This window comes from Streptomyces sp. NPDC020747, assembly GCF_044334695.1.
Lineage (GTDB): Bacteria > Actinomycetota > Actinomycetes > Streptomycetales > Streptomycetaceae > Streptomyces.
In genome coordinates this window covers 309060-325670 of record NZ_JBIRTJ010000012.1, presented here as the reverse complement: position 1 = coordinate 325670, position 16611 = coordinate 309060, and the positions used below count along the sequence as shown (strand labels likewise).

General features: G+C 69.9%; 13 protein-coding genes and 1 pseudogene. 6 read left to right on the top strand and 8 right to left on the bottom strand.

Features of this window, described 5'->3' with window-relative positions; translation table 11 throughout:
* Positions 1-5: 5 nt before the first annotated feature.
* Positions 6-596: a hypothetical protein gene (locus tag ACH4YP_RS30265; RefSeq protein WP_361050515.1), complete on the bottom strand. Its 591-nt coding sequence runs from the start codon at positions 594-596 to the stop codon at positions 6-8.
* A 150-nt stretch (positions 597-746) separates the two neighbouring features.
* Positions 747-1280 (bottom strand): annotated as a pseudogene (locus tag ACH4YP_RS30260) (dihydrofolate reductase family protein).
* Positions 1281-1396: 116 nt separating this feature from the next.
* Here ACH4YP_RS30260 and ACH4YP_RS30255 point away from each other — a divergent pair.
* Complete coding sequence (locus ACH4YP_RS30255; RefSeq protein WP_398493741.1) at positions 1397-2293, top strand: LysR family transcriptional regulator; 897 nt, start codon at positions 1397-1399, stop codon at positions 2291-2293.
* Between the two features lie 11 nt (positions 2294-2304).
* Here ACH4YP_RS30255 and ACH4YP_RS30250 read toward each other — a convergent pair whose 3' ends face one another.
* On the bottom strand, positions 2305-2820 hold the full coding sequence (locus ACH4YP_RS30250) for a DinB family protein (protein WP_398493739.1): 516 nt from the start codon (positions 2818-2820) through the stop codon (positions 2305-2307).
* 42 nt (positions 2821-2862) lie between these two features.
* On the bottom strand, positions 2863-3543 hold the full coding sequence (locus tag ACH4YP_RS30245; protein WP_398493737.1) for a class I SAM-dependent methyltransferase: 681 nt from the start codon (positions 3541-3543) through the stop codon (positions 2863-2865).
* A 133-nt stretch (positions 3544-3676) separates the two neighbouring features.
* On the opposite strand from ACH4YP_RS30245, the gene ACH4YP_RS30240 reads away from it, so the two are divergent.
* Positions 3677-4264 carry an XRE family transcriptional regulator gene (locus tag ACH4YP_RS30240; RefSeq protein ID WP_361050499.1) on the top strand — a complete coding sequence of 196 codons (588 nt, stop codon included), beginning with the start codon at positions 3677-3679 and terminating at the stop codon, positions 4262-4264.
* A 71-nt stretch (positions 4265-4335) separates the two neighbouring features.
* On the opposite strand, the gene ACH4YP_RS30235 is transcribed toward ACH4YP_RS30240, so the two are convergent.
* Positions 4336-5661, bottom strand: coding sequence for a lipase family protein (locus ACH4YP_RS30235; RefSeq protein ID WP_398493735.1), 1326 nt, complete (start codon positions 5659-5661; stop codon positions 4336-4338).
* Between the two features lie 768 nt (positions 5662-6429).
* Here ACH4YP_RS30235 and ACH4YP_RS30230 point away from each other — a divergent pair.
* Positions 6430-6888 carry an SRPBCC family protein gene (locus ACH4YP_RS30230; protein WP_398493734.1) on the top strand — a complete coding sequence of 153 codons (459 nt, stop codon included), beginning with the start codon at positions 6430-6432 and terminating at the stop codon, positions 6886-6888.
* Between the two features lie 341 nt (positions 6889-7229).
* On the opposite strand, the gene ACH4YP_RS30225 is transcribed toward ACH4YP_RS30230, so the two are convergent.
* The gene (locus tag ACH4YP_RS30225; protein WP_398493826.1) at positions 7230-8930 is read right to left on the bottom strand and encodes an FAD-dependent oxidoreductase; all 1701 of its coding nucleotides are present in this window, start codon (positions 8928-8930) and stop codon (positions 7230-7232) included.
* A 703-nt stretch (positions 8931-9633) separates the two neighbouring features.
* Between ACH4YP_RS30225 and ACH4YP_RS30220 the strand changes: the two genes are divergently transcribed.
* Genes ACH4YP_RS30220 through ACH4YP_RS30210 form a run of 3 tightly spaced genes read left to right on the top strand, consistent with a single transcriptional unit; the run spans position 9634 to position 13902 of the window.
* Entirely contained in the window at positions 9634-11907 is a 2274-nt protein-coding gene (locus tag ACH4YP_RS30220; RefSeq protein WP_398493732.1) for an MMPL family transporter, read from the top strand.
* Positions 11908-11914: 7 nt separating this feature from the next.
* A complete protein-coding gene (locus ACH4YP_RS30215; protein WP_398493731.1) occupies positions 11915-13216 on the top strand; it encodes a sensor histidine kinase in 1302 nt (433 codons plus the stop codon).
* On the top strand, positions 13213-13902 hold the full coding sequence (locus ACH4YP_RS30210; protein WP_398493729.1) for a response regulator: 690 nt from the start codon (positions 13213-13215) through the stop codon (positions 13900-13902). The genes ACH4YP_RS30215 and ACH4YP_RS30210 overlap by 4 nt, the downstream gene beginning before the upstream one ends.
* A gap of 9 nt (positions 13903-13911) precedes the next feature.
* On the opposite strand, the gene ACH4YP_RS30205 is transcribed toward ACH4YP_RS30210, so the two are convergent.
* Together ACH4YP_RS30205 and ACH4YP_RS30200 are read right to left on the bottom strand one after the other, a co-directional pair.
* A complete protein-coding gene (locus tag ACH4YP_RS30205) occupies positions 13912-15135 on the bottom strand; it encodes an FAD-dependent monooxygenase (protein ID WP_398493727.1) in 1224 nt (407 codons plus the stop codon).
* Positions 15132-16538 carry an MFS transporter gene (locus ACH4YP_RS30200; RefSeq protein ID WP_361050478.1) on the bottom strand — a complete coding sequence of 469 codons (1407 nt, stop codon included), beginning with the start codon at positions 16536-16538 and terminating at the stop codon, positions 15132-15134. The genes ACH4YP_RS30205 and ACH4YP_RS30200 overlap by 4 nt, the downstream gene beginning before the upstream one ends.
* Positions 16539-16611 lie beyond the last annotated feature (73 nt).

The window sequence follows — 16611 nt, the reverse complement described above, 5'->3', positions numbered from 1 at the left end:
CGTTCTCAGCTCGATGCCGTCGCCCGGGACACGTCCTCGGCGCTGTCCCAGCCGGAGACGAACCAGTCGGCTTCGCCGGTGGCCGGGTCGTACGACCGTCGTCTGATCGTGCCGATGTTGCCGCCGTAGACGTGGATCCCGACGGTGGGTTCGCTGCCGACGGCCGCGACGGCGTGGACATCGTCGTCGGTGGTGCAGCAGACGGTCACCTGCCCCGGCGTCCACCGCGTTTCGCCGGCCGGTGTCAGTGGCGCGCTCGCGGTGGACGCCGTCGGCTTGAGGTACCGGATCTCGTGTTCGACTCCCGCGTAGATGCCGGCGACACCCCACGTCTCGTGCGAATGCACCTGGGTCCGCTGGCCCACGTCCCAGACCACGGACGCCATCGACCAGCTGTCGTCGGGAGCGATGTGGAGCGGATACGTCAGGTGACGCTCGCACGATGATCGCGTGGCCTCCGGCGGAAGCCGGTAGCCGCCGGCCAGCAGAGCGGACAGCCGCTCGGCGACCCGGGCCGTGATCTCGTGCTCGTCGTCGGTGCTGCGCACCACGAGTCCCACGTCGTCGATGAAAGTCCTCAGGCGATCGAGCTGCATGGTGCTCTCCTCTGCACAGTGCCTTCGGCGCGGCGCCTCAGGCGATGAACCGGTCCAGCAGGGTGGGGTGGGTGTGCGTCGAGCGAGACGATTTTCGCTGCCCATGAGTGGGTCGCGGCCGGGTGCGCCGGCCCAGGATCGCTGAGCCGGTCATGAAGGGGCGCCGGGCAGGATCCGGTACTTGAGGTGGGTGACGCCGGGCGCCTCGACGGCACGGACCTGTTCGAGGCGCACATTCGCGTCGCCGCGGCTGTCGAGGAGACGGGAGCCGCCACCGAGCAACACCGGAACGACGCGCAGTTCGAGCTCGTCCAGCAGTCCCGAGGCCAGGTACTGCCGTCGGCGGCTTTCTTCGCCTGCTCCAGCGCGGACTCGATTCCGTCGGTGACGAAGTGGAACGTGGTCCCTCCCTCCATCTCCACCGCCTTGCGCGGGCGATGGGTCACGACGAACACGGGGTAGTGGTAGGGCGGATTGTCGCCCCACCAGCCGGTCCACTGCTGGTCGCCCCAGGCGCCGCCGCCGATGGGGCCGAACATGTTGGGCCCGGCGAAAGGCGGCCAGCGGAACCACCCAGTCGTGAAGCCCCTCGCCACCCTCGCCGAGCGGGTTCTCGTCGCTCTGGTTCGGGCCGGCGACGAAACCGTCCAGCGAGATCGAGATATGACACCTGAGCCTGCTCATCGTGCCTCCTCCGTCGGCTCGGCGCGGCCGTCGGCGCCCTCACCAACGAGCATGGGCCGATGCACAGATGACGTCTAATGCCAGTCCCTCGAAGATCACATCGATATCCTTGATACGTGCTGAACCTGGTCCATCTCAAAGTGCTGGCCGCGGTGGCGCGGCACGGGTCCGTGACCGAAGCGGCGAGGGAGCTGCACTACTCGCAGCCGTCGGTGAGTCATCACCTGTCCCGCCTGGAAGCGGCCACCGGTGTCAAGCTTGTCCAGCGGGTGGGCCGTGGGATCCGGCTGACCCCCGAGGGAGAGCTGCTGGCCAACCGGGCCACCGAGATCGTGGGACGGGTCGACGCGGCGGCCAACGAACTGTCCGCGCAGGTCGGTCTGCGGACAGGCCGGGTGCGCCTCGCCGCCAACGCGTCCGTACTGAGCACGATCGTGCCGAAGGCGGCCGTCCTGCTGACCGAGGCGCACCCGGGCCTCACGCTGAGCGTGATCGACCGTCATCCGGTCGAAGCACTGCAGATGCTGCGACACGGCGAGATCGACGTAGCCCTCGTCTTCCGGTACGCCCACGCTCCGCTGGAGGACGAAGGATTCCGCATGGTCCATGTGGCCGACGACCCCATCTACCTGGTGAGCCGGAGCCCCGACGACAGCGTCGCGAACCATCGCCACTCCGCCTGGATCGGCGGTTGCGAACGGTGCCAGAGCGAGCTGACCGCCGTCTGCCAGCACCATGGCTTCAGCCCACGCATCGAGTCCGTCTGCGACGACATGGTCGTCGTGCAGGCCCTCGTCGCCGCCGGTATCGGCGTCACCACCCTGCCCGGACTCGCGCTCCGCGCCCACTGCCTGCCCGACGTCCACACCACCGAGATCCCCGACTTCCCCCGCCAGATCTACACCGTCACCTACGGCGAGCCACCCGACCCACCGGCAACCAAGGCGCTGATCGAAGCCATTCAGGTTGCGGGCCGAGGCGGTCAGGATGTGCCGGACATGGGTCCTGAGTAGCGGCCGGCTGGTCAGCGGCCGGTGGATCCGTCGATCTGCTCGCGGAGGATGTCGGCGTGGCCGGCGTGCCGGCCGGTCTCTTCGATCATGTGCACCAGGACCCAGCGCATCGATGGCGCCTGCCCTCGGCGCGGGGGCCGCGGGGAGGGAAGAGCCAGATCGGGGCAGGCGTCGATGACCTGGTTCGCCCGCTCGACGGTCTTCCGGTAGTCGGCGAGCACACTGTCCACGGTGTCCTCCGTGGACGGCCGCATGGTCGTACTCCAGCGGCCGACATCCTCACCGAGGAAGTAGAACCGTTCGACGAACGCCAGGTGCTTGGCCAGCCCCAGAAGGCTGGTGCCCGAGGGCACTTGGCCGGTTCGGACCTGCGGTTCCGGCACGCCCGCGACCTTGTCCGCGACCGAGTCCCGTAGATGGTCGAGGAAGCCCCGCAGGGTTGCCTTCTCGTCGGCGCCGGTCAGTGGAGGTCCGGTGTCCTTCGCCCGAGATCGAGATCCGGGTTGCTGCGCTCCATTTCCTGGCATCGAGTCACTCCGTTCCGAGGTGATGTCGTGTGGTTCGGGAGGTCATCCGGCGATGAACTGGACGAGCAGGACGTTGTCGACGACGGTGGCCGTCTCACCGGCGGGTCCGGTGGCCCGGCGACGGGGCATGTCGGCGCGCAGGACGGACCAGCGCGCGGGGTCGAGATCGAGTTCCGCACCGGTCTCGGTGGGTGTGGGGTAGTGGATGTCGGGGTCCTGGTTCCACGACCAGGGCGCGGTGGAGCCGTGGTCGACGATCAGCAGGAGACCGCCGGGGCGCAGAGCCCGTGCGGCCGTGCGCAGAACTCGGCTACGGAGCAACGGGAGCGGGGTCTGGAAGTACTGGGCGGAGACGAGATCGAACCGGCCGGCCGGGAAGGTTCTGGCCAGATCGTGCTGTGCGGTGACGACCCGCTCCGCGACGCCCAGCTCGCGGGCCCGTTCCGCTACCCGCTCGACGGCGGTGCTGGAGATGTCCACGGCGGTGACGTGCCAGCCCCGCCGGGCGAGCCAGCCGGCATCGCCGCCGACGCCGCAGCCCAGGTCCAGGGCCGCGCCGGGATGCAACGGTGTGGCGGTCTCGGCGAGCAGTGGGTTGACGCGTGCGTCCCAGGCGTGCCGGGTGCGGTAGTGCCGCTCCCAGAACAGCACGGCGTCCTCGTCCGACGTATCCCGGTCGCCCGCGGCGTCTGCGGTGGGCCGTCGGTGTCGGGTGGAATCCATCTGGGTCTGCCCTTCGTCGGCCGACGTGCTGAGCGTGCTCCGATCCGCACATCGGACGCCGGTGATGTACGGACAGCATCGACACGGCCGTTTCTCTCTTGCAAGAAAAATTGCGAATCCGCATCATCGGGGCATGGATGACATGGACAACCCCGCGGAAGGCGTCCTGGCCGGAGTCGGGCCGCGACTGCGTGCCCTGCGCCGGGCGCGGGGCGCCACGCTGGCGGCGCTGGCAGACGAAACCGGCCTCACGGCGAGCACGCTCTCCCGCCTCGAGAACGGCAAGCTGCGCCCCACGCTGGAGCAGTTGCTTCCCTTGGCCCGAGCGCATGGCGTCCCGCTCGACGACCTCGTCGCGGCGCCGCCCACCGGCGACCCGCGCGTCCACCTGCGGCCAGTGCGACGATCCGGGCTGGTGATGGTGCCACTGACCAGGCGGGCCGGCGGCATCCAGGCCTACAAGGTGATCTATCCGCCGGCCGGCCAAGCACCCACGATGAACCTGCAGACCCACGACGGATACGAGTGGTTCTACGTCCTGAACGGACACGTCAGGTTCGCGCTGGGCGAGAAGGAGTTCCGGCTCGGCGTCGGAGAGGCCGCGGAGTTCGACACCCGCACACCGCACTGGATCGGCAGCGCCGACAGCCGGCCCGCGGAGCTGCTCGCCCTGTTCGGCGCGCAGGGAGAGCGGGCGCATCTGGCACCGTCCAGTCACTGACCACTGACCACTGACCACTGACCACTGACCATCGGCCGTGGGCCGTGGGCTCAACTCCGGTGTTCGGCCGGTCAGGGCTGAACCGGCATGCTCCAGCAGTTGGAGACGGCTTGCTTGCCCGACAGCCGGTCGGTGAGCCAGGTGACGGCGTCGCCCTGGTCGGTGAGCAGCGGAGCGAAGTGGTTGAGGAGGGCGCTGCCGACATTGGGCAGTACGACAGCCTTGTACGTGACGTCGGCTCCTTTGCGGCACCAGTCGGACGCGAGTCGGCGTGCCTGGGCGTGCGGGACGAGGTTGTCGCTGACTCCCGTCGCAAGCCGTACGGGCCCGGACGGTTTCAGCGTGCCGATGCGCTGGCTGTCCAGGAACGACCGCAACGCGGGTGTGGCGGCGATGATGTCGCTGACGGACCGTCCGTCGGTCGTCCACTCGGTGCTCTTCGCGTAGCCGTAGCCGAGCAGCGCGTCCCCCACGCACATGGTCGACAGGTCGGCGAGGGCGGCTTCGCCGACGGCGTTCAGATGCGCCTCGGCTATGGGTTTGAGCGAAGGGTCGGACTGGAGGAAGCCGTTGAGCGACCAGCCCAGTGCTCCGGCCAGTTCGCTGCCGTCGATGGCCCTGGTGACCGAGGTCAGATCGGCGGGCGGCGCGCCCGCGTACGTACCGGCGAGCGTGATGTCGGGGGCGTAGGGGGACCGGAGTTCGGCCGCCGCGGCGGTCGCTCCGCCGCCCTGGCTGTATCCGAACAGCCCCACCCGGGAAGCGGCGGTGACGGAGGCACCGCCGACCGAGCGGGCGGCGCGGACGGCGTCCAGCACCGCGTGTCCCTCGTCGACCCGGTTGACATAGGTGTGGAGACGGTCGGTCGCGCCGAGGCCGGCGTAGTCGGTGACGACCACTGCCGCGCCCGTCGCGAGGAGGCGGTAGATCGACAGGTCCTCGTAACCGACGGACACCGTCTGGCCGTTGAGCGTCAGCGGGTGCTCCAGGCCCATGGACGCGGCGCACTGGTCGCCCTGTCCCATGGTGCCGGGTGCCACCGCCACCAAGGGGCGCGGTCCGTCGCCCTGCCACGCCGCGTTCGGTTCGATGTAGGCACCCGTGACGGCCACCGGCTGACCGTTCGAGTCGGTGGACTTGTACATCAGGCGGGTGGCGCGGCCGGGGAGAGGCCCGTCGAGTCCGGGCAGGCTGAGAGCCAGGGGGAGGGGCTCGCTGCGGATGAGCGTGCCGTTGGCCGCGGGCAGGCTGGTGGGTGGGTTGTAGAACGCGGGGATGGTGACGCCTCGGGAGACGACCTCGTCCGCTGCTGTGGCGGAGTCGACCGAGAGGGCCTGAGCGCCGAGACAGGCGGCAGCGGTGACTGCTGCGGCCAGGAGCCGGCTGCGTGCGGGCATGGCGAACCTCCTGTGAAGCGGCTGGCAGAGAGGTGCACAAGCGAGCGCGGCACGGGTGTGCGGCCGTCCCACGGGCCGGCCCACGCCGCTGGGAAGCAGTTCACCAAGACCTTACTCTTCAGTAAGTTACTCGTGGTAGCACTGCGTAGGTTACGGTTCGGTAATCTGGCTGGCCGGCCTGGAAGGCCTGGTCAGCGAGGTGGCCACGCCCCTGATGCGGGAGAAGGGCTTCGATGCGGCGCATGCCGGTGCCGATGAGTGCCTTGACGCGGTCGGCCATCGAGGGGGTCGCGCGGATGGACGAGCCGACCGAGTCCGCCCGACACCGTGGCTTGACCGCTTGACCGCTTGACCGCCCGCGTGACCAGCAGCTGGATCTACTCCCGGTTCCATGTCCGGTCGACTCCTGCGGTATGGCTCTCTCAACCTTCTGTTGAAGTGCGCGGCGCAGAGAGTCGACGAAGGGTGGACTGCCGTGGGAGGACGGGCTTCGACACCTCCCCCCTTTGGACGAGCGGCATCCGGGGCTCCGGCCACGCCACCCGAGGCGAGGCCTGCTCCCTCGTCCTCGTAGTTGTGCCGCTTACCGCGCGAGATGTCCGGTGGTCCCGTAGGGTCGCGGTGCCGTCACGACAGGACGGGCGGTACGGCGCGACCCCCGCGTTCCTTCGCGTGTGCGCGAGGCAGTTTCCAGGCGGCATGGTGGTCCGGCGGACATCAGCCGAAGGGCGCGTCGGCGCGGAGCGGCTCGACCGATCAGGAGTGCCGATGTCAGGACAGTTCGAAGCGACGGTCGAGGTCGATCGGCCCGTTGAAGAGGTGTTCGCCTACCTCGCCGACGGACGCAATGACCCGCAGTTCAGCCCCCGGGTGCTCAAGATCGAGCGGATCCCCGACACCCCCACGGCCGTGGGCACCGTCTTCCGGAGCACCGTCAAGGACGCCGGGATGAAGACCGCGAGGGAGTTCCGCATCACCACCCTCGAAGCCCCAGTGAAGATCCGGTGGGCCGAGGTGACGAAGAACAGCGTGACCGCACGCGAAGGCGGCTACGACCTGGAGTCGCTGGCGGACGGCAGGACCCGGGTCCGTATCTTCAACGTCCTGGAGGGCCACGGGCTGGGCAAGCTCCTTGTCGCCCTGGCGTTGGTCGCCGCCCGCAAGGACGCCGACGGGTTCGGTTCCCGGATCAAGTCGGCGGCCGAAGCGGCGATCAGCCCGCGCTGACGCCGTGCGGACGGTCCTGTTCGGTCCTGCGCGGCTCCGGCCGACGACGAAGAACGCCATGGCGTCGGGTGCCAGCAGAGGGGCCGGAAGCGGCGCGTCCTCGGTGGCGCATGCAGATACTGCCCACGACCTCCTCGAGCCAGGCCCGAGGGACGACCTCCTCGATCCAGGCCCAAGGGGTCGTCATCCGCGCCCGCGCCGCGCTGGACAGCTTTTACCACCGCCGGTAGGTCTCGGGGACGACATCCTCCGCCTCACAGCGGCTGCCCAGCATGCCGTGCGCGACGTTCAGCAGATGCCGCCGTTCGTCGAGCAGATCAGGCGACCGCCGCGATCGTCGGTCACTCCACGAGTTTTCCTTCGGTGGACACCTCTTCCATCGCGGCTGCGATCTCGTCCGGAACGGGGGCGATGCTCTCGCGCGTGATTCCCGTCTTCGGGGACCAGACGAGGTTGACCTGCAGTGCGGGATCCATGGCCGGGTAGTCGCTGCGGTTGTGGCAGCCGCGGGTCTCGCGGCGCTCGATCGCCGCTTCGAGCGTGGCGCGAGCGGCGAGGGCCGCGGACTTGAGGTCGAAGGCGTGCGCGAGATCCTGGAAGCCGGCGATGTCCGGGTGGATACCGACGTTCTTCATACGCGCGTCGATCTCGGCCAGTTCCGCCAGACCGGCGCGCAGTCCGTCCTCGTCGCGGACGACACCCGCGTGCTCGGTCATGGTGTTGCGGATGGCGCGCTGCAGGGCACGTACGTTCTCGGGGCCGTCCGCGGCGAGCAGGCCGTCGATCTCGAACCGGGCCTCGGCCTCCGCGACGGCCGACCGCGGCTGTGCCGTCAGCCCCTTCGAGTAGGCGGCCGCGGCCTGTCCTGCGATGCGGCCGAAGACCAGCAGTTCGATGAGGCTGTTGCCACCGAGGCGATTGGCGCCGTGCAGGCCGCTGGAGGCCTCGCCGATGGCGTACAGACCGCGTACGTCGGTGCTGTGGTCGTCGGGACTGACCCACACCCCGCCCATCGAGTAGTGAGCGGTCGGCGCGATCTCGATCGGATCGCGGGTGATGTCCAGCATCTGCAGGTCCAGAAGCGTCTGGTAGACCCTCGGCAGACGGCTCATGATCGTCTGCCGGGGCAGATGGGACACGTCGAGCCACACACCGCCCTTGGACGTGCCGCGGCCTTCCCTGATCTCCGTGTAGGAGGCGAGGGCGACGCGGTCACGCGTGGACAGTTCCATGCGCTCGGGGTCGTACCGGGACATGAACCGCTCACGGAGCGCGTTGCGCAGGATGCCGCCCTCACCGCGGGCTGCCTCGCTGACCAAGGTGCCGGCCGCGTTCTCGGGCTCGATGATTCCCGAAGGGTGGAACTGCACCAGCTCGGGGTCGCGCAGCCGGCCACCGGCCTCCACCGCCAGCCGGAACGAGTCCCCGGTGTTCTCGTCGCGCCGCGAGGACGTACGCCGCCAGATACGGGTGTGGCCGCCCGCCGCGAGAATGACGGCGTCGGCGTGGATCAGGTAGCGCGTCCCGTCGTTGAGATCGAAGCCGTAGGCGCCGAACACCGCACCGTCGTGCACCAGGAGCCGGGTGACGTAGACGCTGTCGAGCATGCGGACCTGCAACTGGCTCGCGCGTCTGACCAGCGTGCGCTGGATTTCCAGACCGGTGTAGTCACCCGCGAACGCGGTGCGCCGGAACTTGTGCGCGCCGAAGAAGCGCTGGGAGATGCGGCCGTCCTCCTCCCGGGCGAAAGCCATGCCGTAGCGCTCCAGGTCGTCGATGCCCAGCGCGGCGCCCCGGGTGACGATCTCGACGGTGCGGGGATCGGCGAGGAGATAGCTCTCCTTGAGCGTGTCCGCGGCGTGCTGCTGCCAGCTGTCCTCGGGGTCCATGGTCGCCAGGGCCGCGTTGATGCCGCCTGCCGCCAGGGCCGTGTGCGCGTCCTCCTTGGGACGCTTGCCGACGGCGAGTACGTCCATGCCCGCCTCGGCCAGCTCGATCGCCGCACGCAGGCCCGCTCCGCCCGTTCCGATCACCAACACCATGGTGGACAGGCGTTGCTCGGTGATAGCCACGTTCCGCTCCGATCACTTGGTTCGTCACTGAGTACGACCGGTCGATCCCGCCGTTTGTGACATCGGGCCCATGACTCCCGCACCTGATCAGGCGTTTCTGCCCCATCCGCGCGGCATGCCCACTCCCACCGCGCCACCTCGCGTCCCACTATTTTCGCACCGGCCCCGCCCCTGCGCGCTGTCGCGCGTGCGCCGAGCCATCGGTCCGTCACGCGTCCGGCCGGTGGATCCCCCTTCGCGCCGCCGGCGAAGGTGGGCACCCGGCCGCCGCCGAAGCGGGATCCGGATGACCGGGTGACCGGGTGCGGCGAAGGCACTGCTCGGCAGGGCGGCCACCGGCGCTGATGCCGCGGCGAGCACGCGGACGGCCCGTCCCATGAACAAGCGGCGACGGTTCATGGGTCGGACCCCATGCATGGACTTGCCCCACTGTCCGGACGCCCGTACGACTCCCCGGGCGGCTGGCCAAGGCTGGGCCCTCTGGTTCCCGGAGATCCACCCTCGGAGCGCCACGTAGTGCGTAGGCACCAGGACACGTGAGCGGCTGGTCCGGGTGCACCAGGGGAAGACGGCGATGGAGGACGATGCCGGGCGTGGCGCCGGAGGGAAGTGTGGGAGGCGCGCGAATCTCACGCATTCCCCTTGCCCTAGCGGTGTCTGGAGTGATCAAACGGTGGCGACTTCTCTGTACCGGATCGGGCGGTGGGCCTTCCGACGGCGTCGGCGCGTGCTTCGTCTGTGGCTGGCTGCCCTCGTACTGGCCGTGGTCGGCGCCGCCGTGGCGCCGGCCGCGGAGGAAGAGGACCTCTCGATGCCCGGCACCGAGTCGCAGAAGGCCTTCGACCTGCTGGACGAGCGGTTCCCCGAGAGCAACTCCCAGGGTGCCGAGGCCCGTCTGGTGTTCCGGGCCCCGGACGGGCAGCGGGTGACGGCCAGTGAGAACAGGGCGGCCGTCGAGGACACGCTCGGCTCGCTGGACGGGGGCGATCAGGTCGCGTCGACCACCGACCCCTATGAGACCGGCGCTGTGAGTAAGGACGGCACGATCGCCTACTCCACGATCACCTACAGCGTGGACGCCGTCGACCTGACCGAACCGACGAAGAGCGCCCTGGAGGACGCCGCGAGCCGGGCCCGGGACGCGGGGCTGACCGTGGAGATCGGCGGCTCGGCCCTGGAGGCGGAAGAGGAACCGGGCGGTACGACGGAGATGATCGGCGTGGCGGTGGCGGCGCTCGTGCTGATCCTCGCCCTCGGGTCGCTGGCCGCGGCCGGACTGTCGCTGCTGACCGCCTTCGTGGGCGTGGCCATCGCCTTCGGCCTGGTCACCGCGCTGGCCGTGCCACTGGGCCTGACGTCCACCGTCGGCATCCTCGCGCTGATGCTGGGGCTGGCGGTCGGGATCGACTACGCGCTCTTCATCACGTCCCGCTTCCGCGACGAACTAGCCCAGGGCAGCGAGCCGGAGGAGGCCGCCGGCCTGGCGGTGGGCACGGCCGGATCCGCCGTCGTCTTCGCCGGCGCGACCGTCGTCATCGCGCTGGTCGGCCTCGGGGTCGTCGGCATCCCCGAACTCACCAGGATAGGCATGGGCGGCGCGGGTGCCGTTGCCCTTGCCGTGCTCGTCGCACTGACCCTGGTCCCCGCGCTGTTCGGCTACTTCGGCCGACGGGTACTGTCCCGAGGCGTCCGCAGGGCCGCCCGGCCGGGAGGCGATCGCCCGCACCCGGTGTCCACCGCGGCCGGCCGGCCCGGGCTCGGCACCCGCTGGGCACGGTTCGTGCTGCGCCGCCCGGTGCCCGTGCTGATGATCGCCGGACTCGGTCTCGGCGCCTTCGCCCTGCCGGCGCTGAGCCTCGAACTCGGGCTGCCCGGAGACGAGTCCAAGTCGGTGGAGACCACCCAGCGCCGTGCCTACGACCTGCTGTCGGAAGGCTTCGGCCCTGGCTTCAACGGCCCGTTGACCGTGGTCGTGGACACATCGGCATCCTCCGGGTCCGCGGACGCCCGGGCCACCACGGATCTGGTCGTCAGGACCGTACGGAGAGTGGACGGGGTCGCGTCGGTCGGTGATCCGGTTCTGAGCCGGACCAAGGACACGGCCATCCTCACCGCCGTCCCGCGAACCGCGCCGACCAGCGGCGAGACCAAGGACCTGGTGCAGGCGATCCGGGGCGCGGTCTCGGGCATCGAGGCCGACACGGGTGCCGCCGTCCACGTGACCGGCACCACCGCGCTGAACATCGACATCTCCGAAGCCATGTCCGACGCCCTCGTCCCCTATCTGAGCGTGGTCATCGGCCTGGCGGTGCTCCTGCTGATGGTGGTCTTCCGCTCGGTCCTGGTCCCGGTCAAGGCCGCGCTCGGCTTCCTGTTGTCGGTGGGGGCCGCCTTCGGTGTCCTCGTCGTCGTCTTCCAGTGGGGTTGGGCGGCGGACCTGATCGGCGTCGAGCAGACCGGACCGGTCATGTCGCTGATGCCGATTCTCATCATCGGTATCGTGTTCGGCCTCGCCATGGACTACGAGGTCTTCCTCCTGACCCGGATGCGAGAGGCCTACGTCCACGGCGCGTCCCCCGGCGATGCGATCGTCAACGGGTTCCGGCACAGCGGACGCGTGGTGGCCGCGGCGGCGATCATCATGGTCAGCGTGTTCGCCGGGTTCATCGGGATACACATGCCGACCATCCAGACCATGGGCGTCGGTCTGGCCTCCGCCGTCGCCTTCGACGCCTTCGTCGTCCGGATGGCGATCGCACCCGCGGTCCTGGCACTGCTCGGCCACCGGGCCTGGTGGCTGCCTCGTATCCTGAACCGTGTGCTGCCGAATGTGGATATCGAGGGCGAGAAGCTGAGCAGGCGTGACCCGGCCTCCCCGACCGGGCCGAACGCGACCGGGTCGGACGCCGTGGTGGCGCCGCTCCCCGTCGGCCGGCACCGGCACTGAGCCGGTCATGATGAACTCGGGTGGCGGTGGCCCGCGACCACGCGGTACGTGGTGGCGGGAGGGAGCGATCACGGCGACGGCGTTCGCGCTCTGTCTGCTCGGCGGCGTGCTGCGGGACGACGCCAGCACGCTGACCGCGCCGCCTGCCGCCGCCTACTTCATCGCCGTGGTGTCCTGTGCCGTGCTGCCGGGGCGGCACCGGGCGCCCCTGGCCGCCATGGCGGTCACGACCGCGGCCGGCGTGCTGGTGCCGTACCTGGACCTCCTCCTGAGCCCGCTCATCGTGGCCCCCGCCGTGATCACCGCCTACTCGCTCACCCTGCGCACCGAACGGCACGCGGCGAGCGCGTTGTTGCTCACCTCCGCGGCGCTGCTGGTCGCCTTCACCCCCTTGTTCGGGGCCCTCTCGTGGCAGGACGCGAGCAGGATGGGAGCGGTGGCGGCGTTCCCGCTGGTGGCCGGCGTACTCGGTCACTCGGTGCACAACCGACGGGCCTACCTGGCGGCCGTGGAGGAGCGGGCCCAGCGGGCCGAGCAGAGCCGGGACAGGGAGGCGCACCGGAGAGTGGCCGAGGAACGAGTGCGCATCGCCCGGGAACTGCACGACCTGGTGGCCCATCAGATCACCCTGGCCAACGCGCAGGCCACGGTCGCCGCCCACCTCTTCGACGCCCGCCCGGAGCAGACCCGTAAGAGCCTCAAGGAACTCGTCGCGACCACCAGCGACGCGCTCGACGACCTGCGGGCCACGGTCGGTCTGCTGCGTCAGACCGGGGACGCGGCTGGGCCCGCCGACCCGGCGCCCGGGCTGTCCCGGCTTCCCACGCTCCTCGCGTCCTTCCGCCGCGCGGGTCTGGAGGTGTCGGTGCATCAGGAGGGCATGGCCAGGCCGCTGCCGCCGGGACTGGACCTCACCGCCTACCGCATAGTCCAGGAGTCGCTGACCAACGTGACCAAGCACGCCGGTACCGGCAGCGCCCGGGTGGGGCTCGCCTGGAACCGCGACCGCGTGACCATCACCGTCGCCGACGACGGAGGGGACGCCCGTACGGAGCCGACCACATCCACGGGGCCGTACGCGTCCAGGGGAACGGCGCCGGACCGTCCGCCAGGCTACGGGGTGATCGGGATGCGTGAACGCGCCACCGCGGTCGGCGGACATCTCCGGGCGGGCAGACGCCCGGAGGGCGGCTTCCTCGTCTCCGCCCAACTGCCCCTCCCTGCCGCCAAGGACACGACGCGCAGGACCGAAGGAACAACAACCATCGACGGACGTACAGGCCACCGAGAGACCGGGGATGCGCCGTGACGTTGCGCGTACTGCTCGCCGACGACCAGGCTTTGCTCCGCGGTGCCTTCCGGCTGCTTCTCGACTCCGCCGACGACATCACCGTGGTCGGAGAGGCCGCCGACGGCAGGGAGGCGGTGCGGCTTACCCGGGAGCTGCGCCCGGACGTGGTGATCATGGACATCCGTATGCCCGAGGTGGACGGTCTCACCGCCACGTCGGAGATCTGCGCGGATCCTGAACTGCGTGCCAGCCGCATCCTGATCCTCACCACGTACGAGACCGACGAGTACGTCGCTCAGGCGCTGCGCGCGGGGGCCGGCGGCTTCATCGGCAAGGGCATCGGGGCCGAGGACCTGTTGAACGCCGTGCGTACGATCGCAGACGGCGACACCCTGCTGTCCCCTGCCGCGACCCGCTCCCTGGTCACCCGTTTCCTGGCCACACCGGAAGACGCCCCGCACCACCCCGAACGGCTCGCGGTGCTCACCCCGCGCGAACGCGAGATGGTGGCCCTCGTCGCGACCGGCCTGTCCAACCAGGAGATCGCCGAGCGGATGTTCCTCAGCCCCTTCACCGTACGCGCCCACGTGCAGCGCGCCATGACGAAGCTGGAGGCCCGCGACCGGGCCCAACTCGTCGTCATCGCCTACCGGACGGGCCTGGCCCGGGCCGCCTCCGACGGCGGCACCGACCAGCTGCCGTAGTCCATGCGTTCACCGCAGCGGCGCGAATTCGGGCAGCGTAAGCGCCGAGTGGGCTGGTCGTGCTGTCACGGCAGGCATGGTTTCGAGGTCACGCAGCCTGGCGTTGCGTTGTTCCAGGGCCCGCACCGTGGTGGGGAAGAGAGTGGCCGCGCCGTTGTCGACCAGTGCCTGATTCATGCCTACGAACTCACGGGCGTCACGTTCGTAGGCGGCGTAGGCCTCGGTGTGATCCCCGTTCGTGGCAAGGGAGTTGGCGAGCATGTAGGCGCCGACCAGCGCGAGGCTCGAGCCTTGGCCGGTGAGGAACGAGGGTGCGTACGCGGCGTCGCCGACGAGTGCGACACGGCCGCTGGACCAGCGTGGCATACGGATCTGACCGGCCGTGTCGAAGAACAGGTCGTCCGCGTCGCGCATGGCGTCGACCATGCTGGGGACCTCCCATCCCGAGCCCGCGAAGGTCGCGGCGACCAGGTCACGCCGGCCGCCGGGACTCCGGAGGGCGCCGAGCGGCGGTTCCGGCAGGTGAAAGTTCAGGAAGGCGTGCAACTCGTCGTTGCCCCCGACGGCGTAGAGGGCCGCTGCCTTCCCCGGGGTGTTCCACAGCACGACCTCGCGGGAGAGCCCGAAGGTGTTCGGCATCGTGAATATGGCGAAGCAGTGGCCGAGGTAGCGGCGGAACTGTTCTTCGGGGCCGAACAGCGACTCCCGGGTGTGTGAGTGCATACCGTCGGCGCCGACCACCAGGTCGAAGGTGCGCCGTGCCCCACTTCGGAAGGCGACGTCGACCCCTTGTCCGGACTGGTCGAGGGTGTCGATGGAGTCGTCGAACAGGAACTCCACGTCGTCGCGGACCATCGCGTAGAGGATCGCGGTCAGGTCCCCGCGACGCACCTCAAGGTCCTGTCCCTCGACACCGCCGGCGACGACGCTCGGGTTGAGCGAGGCCACTTCGCTGCCGTCGGCGGCGAGGAAGGTGCAGCGACGCGAGTCGATGTGCGCGTCCCGTAGTTGCGGCAGTATCCCCATCCGCCGGACCACTTCTGTCGCCGTACCGCGGATGTCGATCGGGTAGCCACCGCCGCGCAGTGCGCCTGCCTTTTCCACCACGGTGACCGCGAATCCGGACCGGTGCAGCCAGTACGCCAGCGCGGGTCCGGAGATGCCGGCCCCGGAGATCAGAACACTGCGCTTCGCGGTGGAACTCACGTCCGTCGACAGACCGGTGGTTGTCATGCCTGGGCTTCCTTCTTGGTGATACGGGCAACGAGTTTCGTGATCCGGACAACGAGCAGTGACAGGGCGGCGACGAGGCCGGCGACGGCGAACCCTGTGACGAAGGCCGACTCGGTCGGCCGGCCCGTCATGGGGTCGGGCCCGGCGGCGAGGATCGCGCCGCCGACCTGGGCACCCAGGGCGACGCCGACCACGCGTGTCACCACGAGCAGGCTGGTGGCGATGCCGGTGTCCTTGGCATCGACGGCGGTGGCGACGCCGGCGAGCAGTGCCGTCGTACCGACACCCGCGGCGAACGCGGTCAGCACCTTCGCGAGGACGAGCTGCCATTCCTCGGTGTGCAGCGACGCCAGGGCGATGAGCGTGGCCACCGTGACGACGGTCCCCACGACGACCACGGCACGCGGACCGAAACGTCGTGCCGCGATCCCGCCGACCGAGTCGCTCACCGCTCCGGCGACGGCGCCGGGCAGCAGGAACAGTCCGATGTCGGTGGTGTCGGCTCCGAAGCCGTACCCGTCGGCCGGTGCCGCGAACAGCTGCGGGAGCAGAAGGAGCACCATCCCCGAACTGGTGGTGATGACGAGGGTGAGCACGCACGCCTGCCACATCGCGGGCTTGGCCAGCATGCGCAGATCGACCATCGGCGAGGCCGCCCCGCGCTCGACGAAGACCCATGCGGTCGCGAGGCCGGCCACGACCACCGCGATGGCACCGACCGCGAGCGGCGGCAGGCCGCCGTCCCTCGTCACCGTCACGAGCCCGAGCATGAACGCGAGCAACGTGCCGCTCAGCAGAACGACGCCGGGCCAGTCGATGCCGTGGTCCGACGGGATCGGCGGATCATGCGGCATCAGCCGAGCCACGGCCAAGGTCGTCGCGATGATCGCGATCGTCGGCAGTGCGAACATCCAGTGCCAGGACAGTCCTTCCGCGATCGGCCCGGCGAACAGCATTCCCACCATGCCGCCGCCCGTGAACAGTGCGACGACCAGCCCGATCGCCACCTGTGACTCTCCAGCCGAGAGGTGTTTGCGGACCAGGATGAAGGAGAGGGGCAGCGCGCCCACCATGACGCCCTGCAGCACCTGACCGAGCAACAGCACCGGCAGGTTCGGCGCCAGGGCGGCCAGCAGACCACCGGCCGATACCACGGCCATCAGCCGGACCAGCACCCGTTTTCCGCCGTAGCGGTCGCCGAGTTTGCCCGCGACGGGTGCGACGACCGCGCCGGTGACGAGCAACGCGTTGCCGATCAACGCTCCTTCGGCAGGGCTGACCCCCAACTCGCCCTGCAGCAACGGGAGCGCGGGCTCCACCACTGACTGCAGGGTGCCGAGGGCCAGTGCCAGGATGCCTAGGGCACCGATCGACAGCCTCCCGACGCGGACCGGGGAAGCCACGGCTTCGGGCGCGTCGGATGTATCGGACGTAGACGTCCCTTTCAACACCTGTTGATCACTCCAGACACCGCTG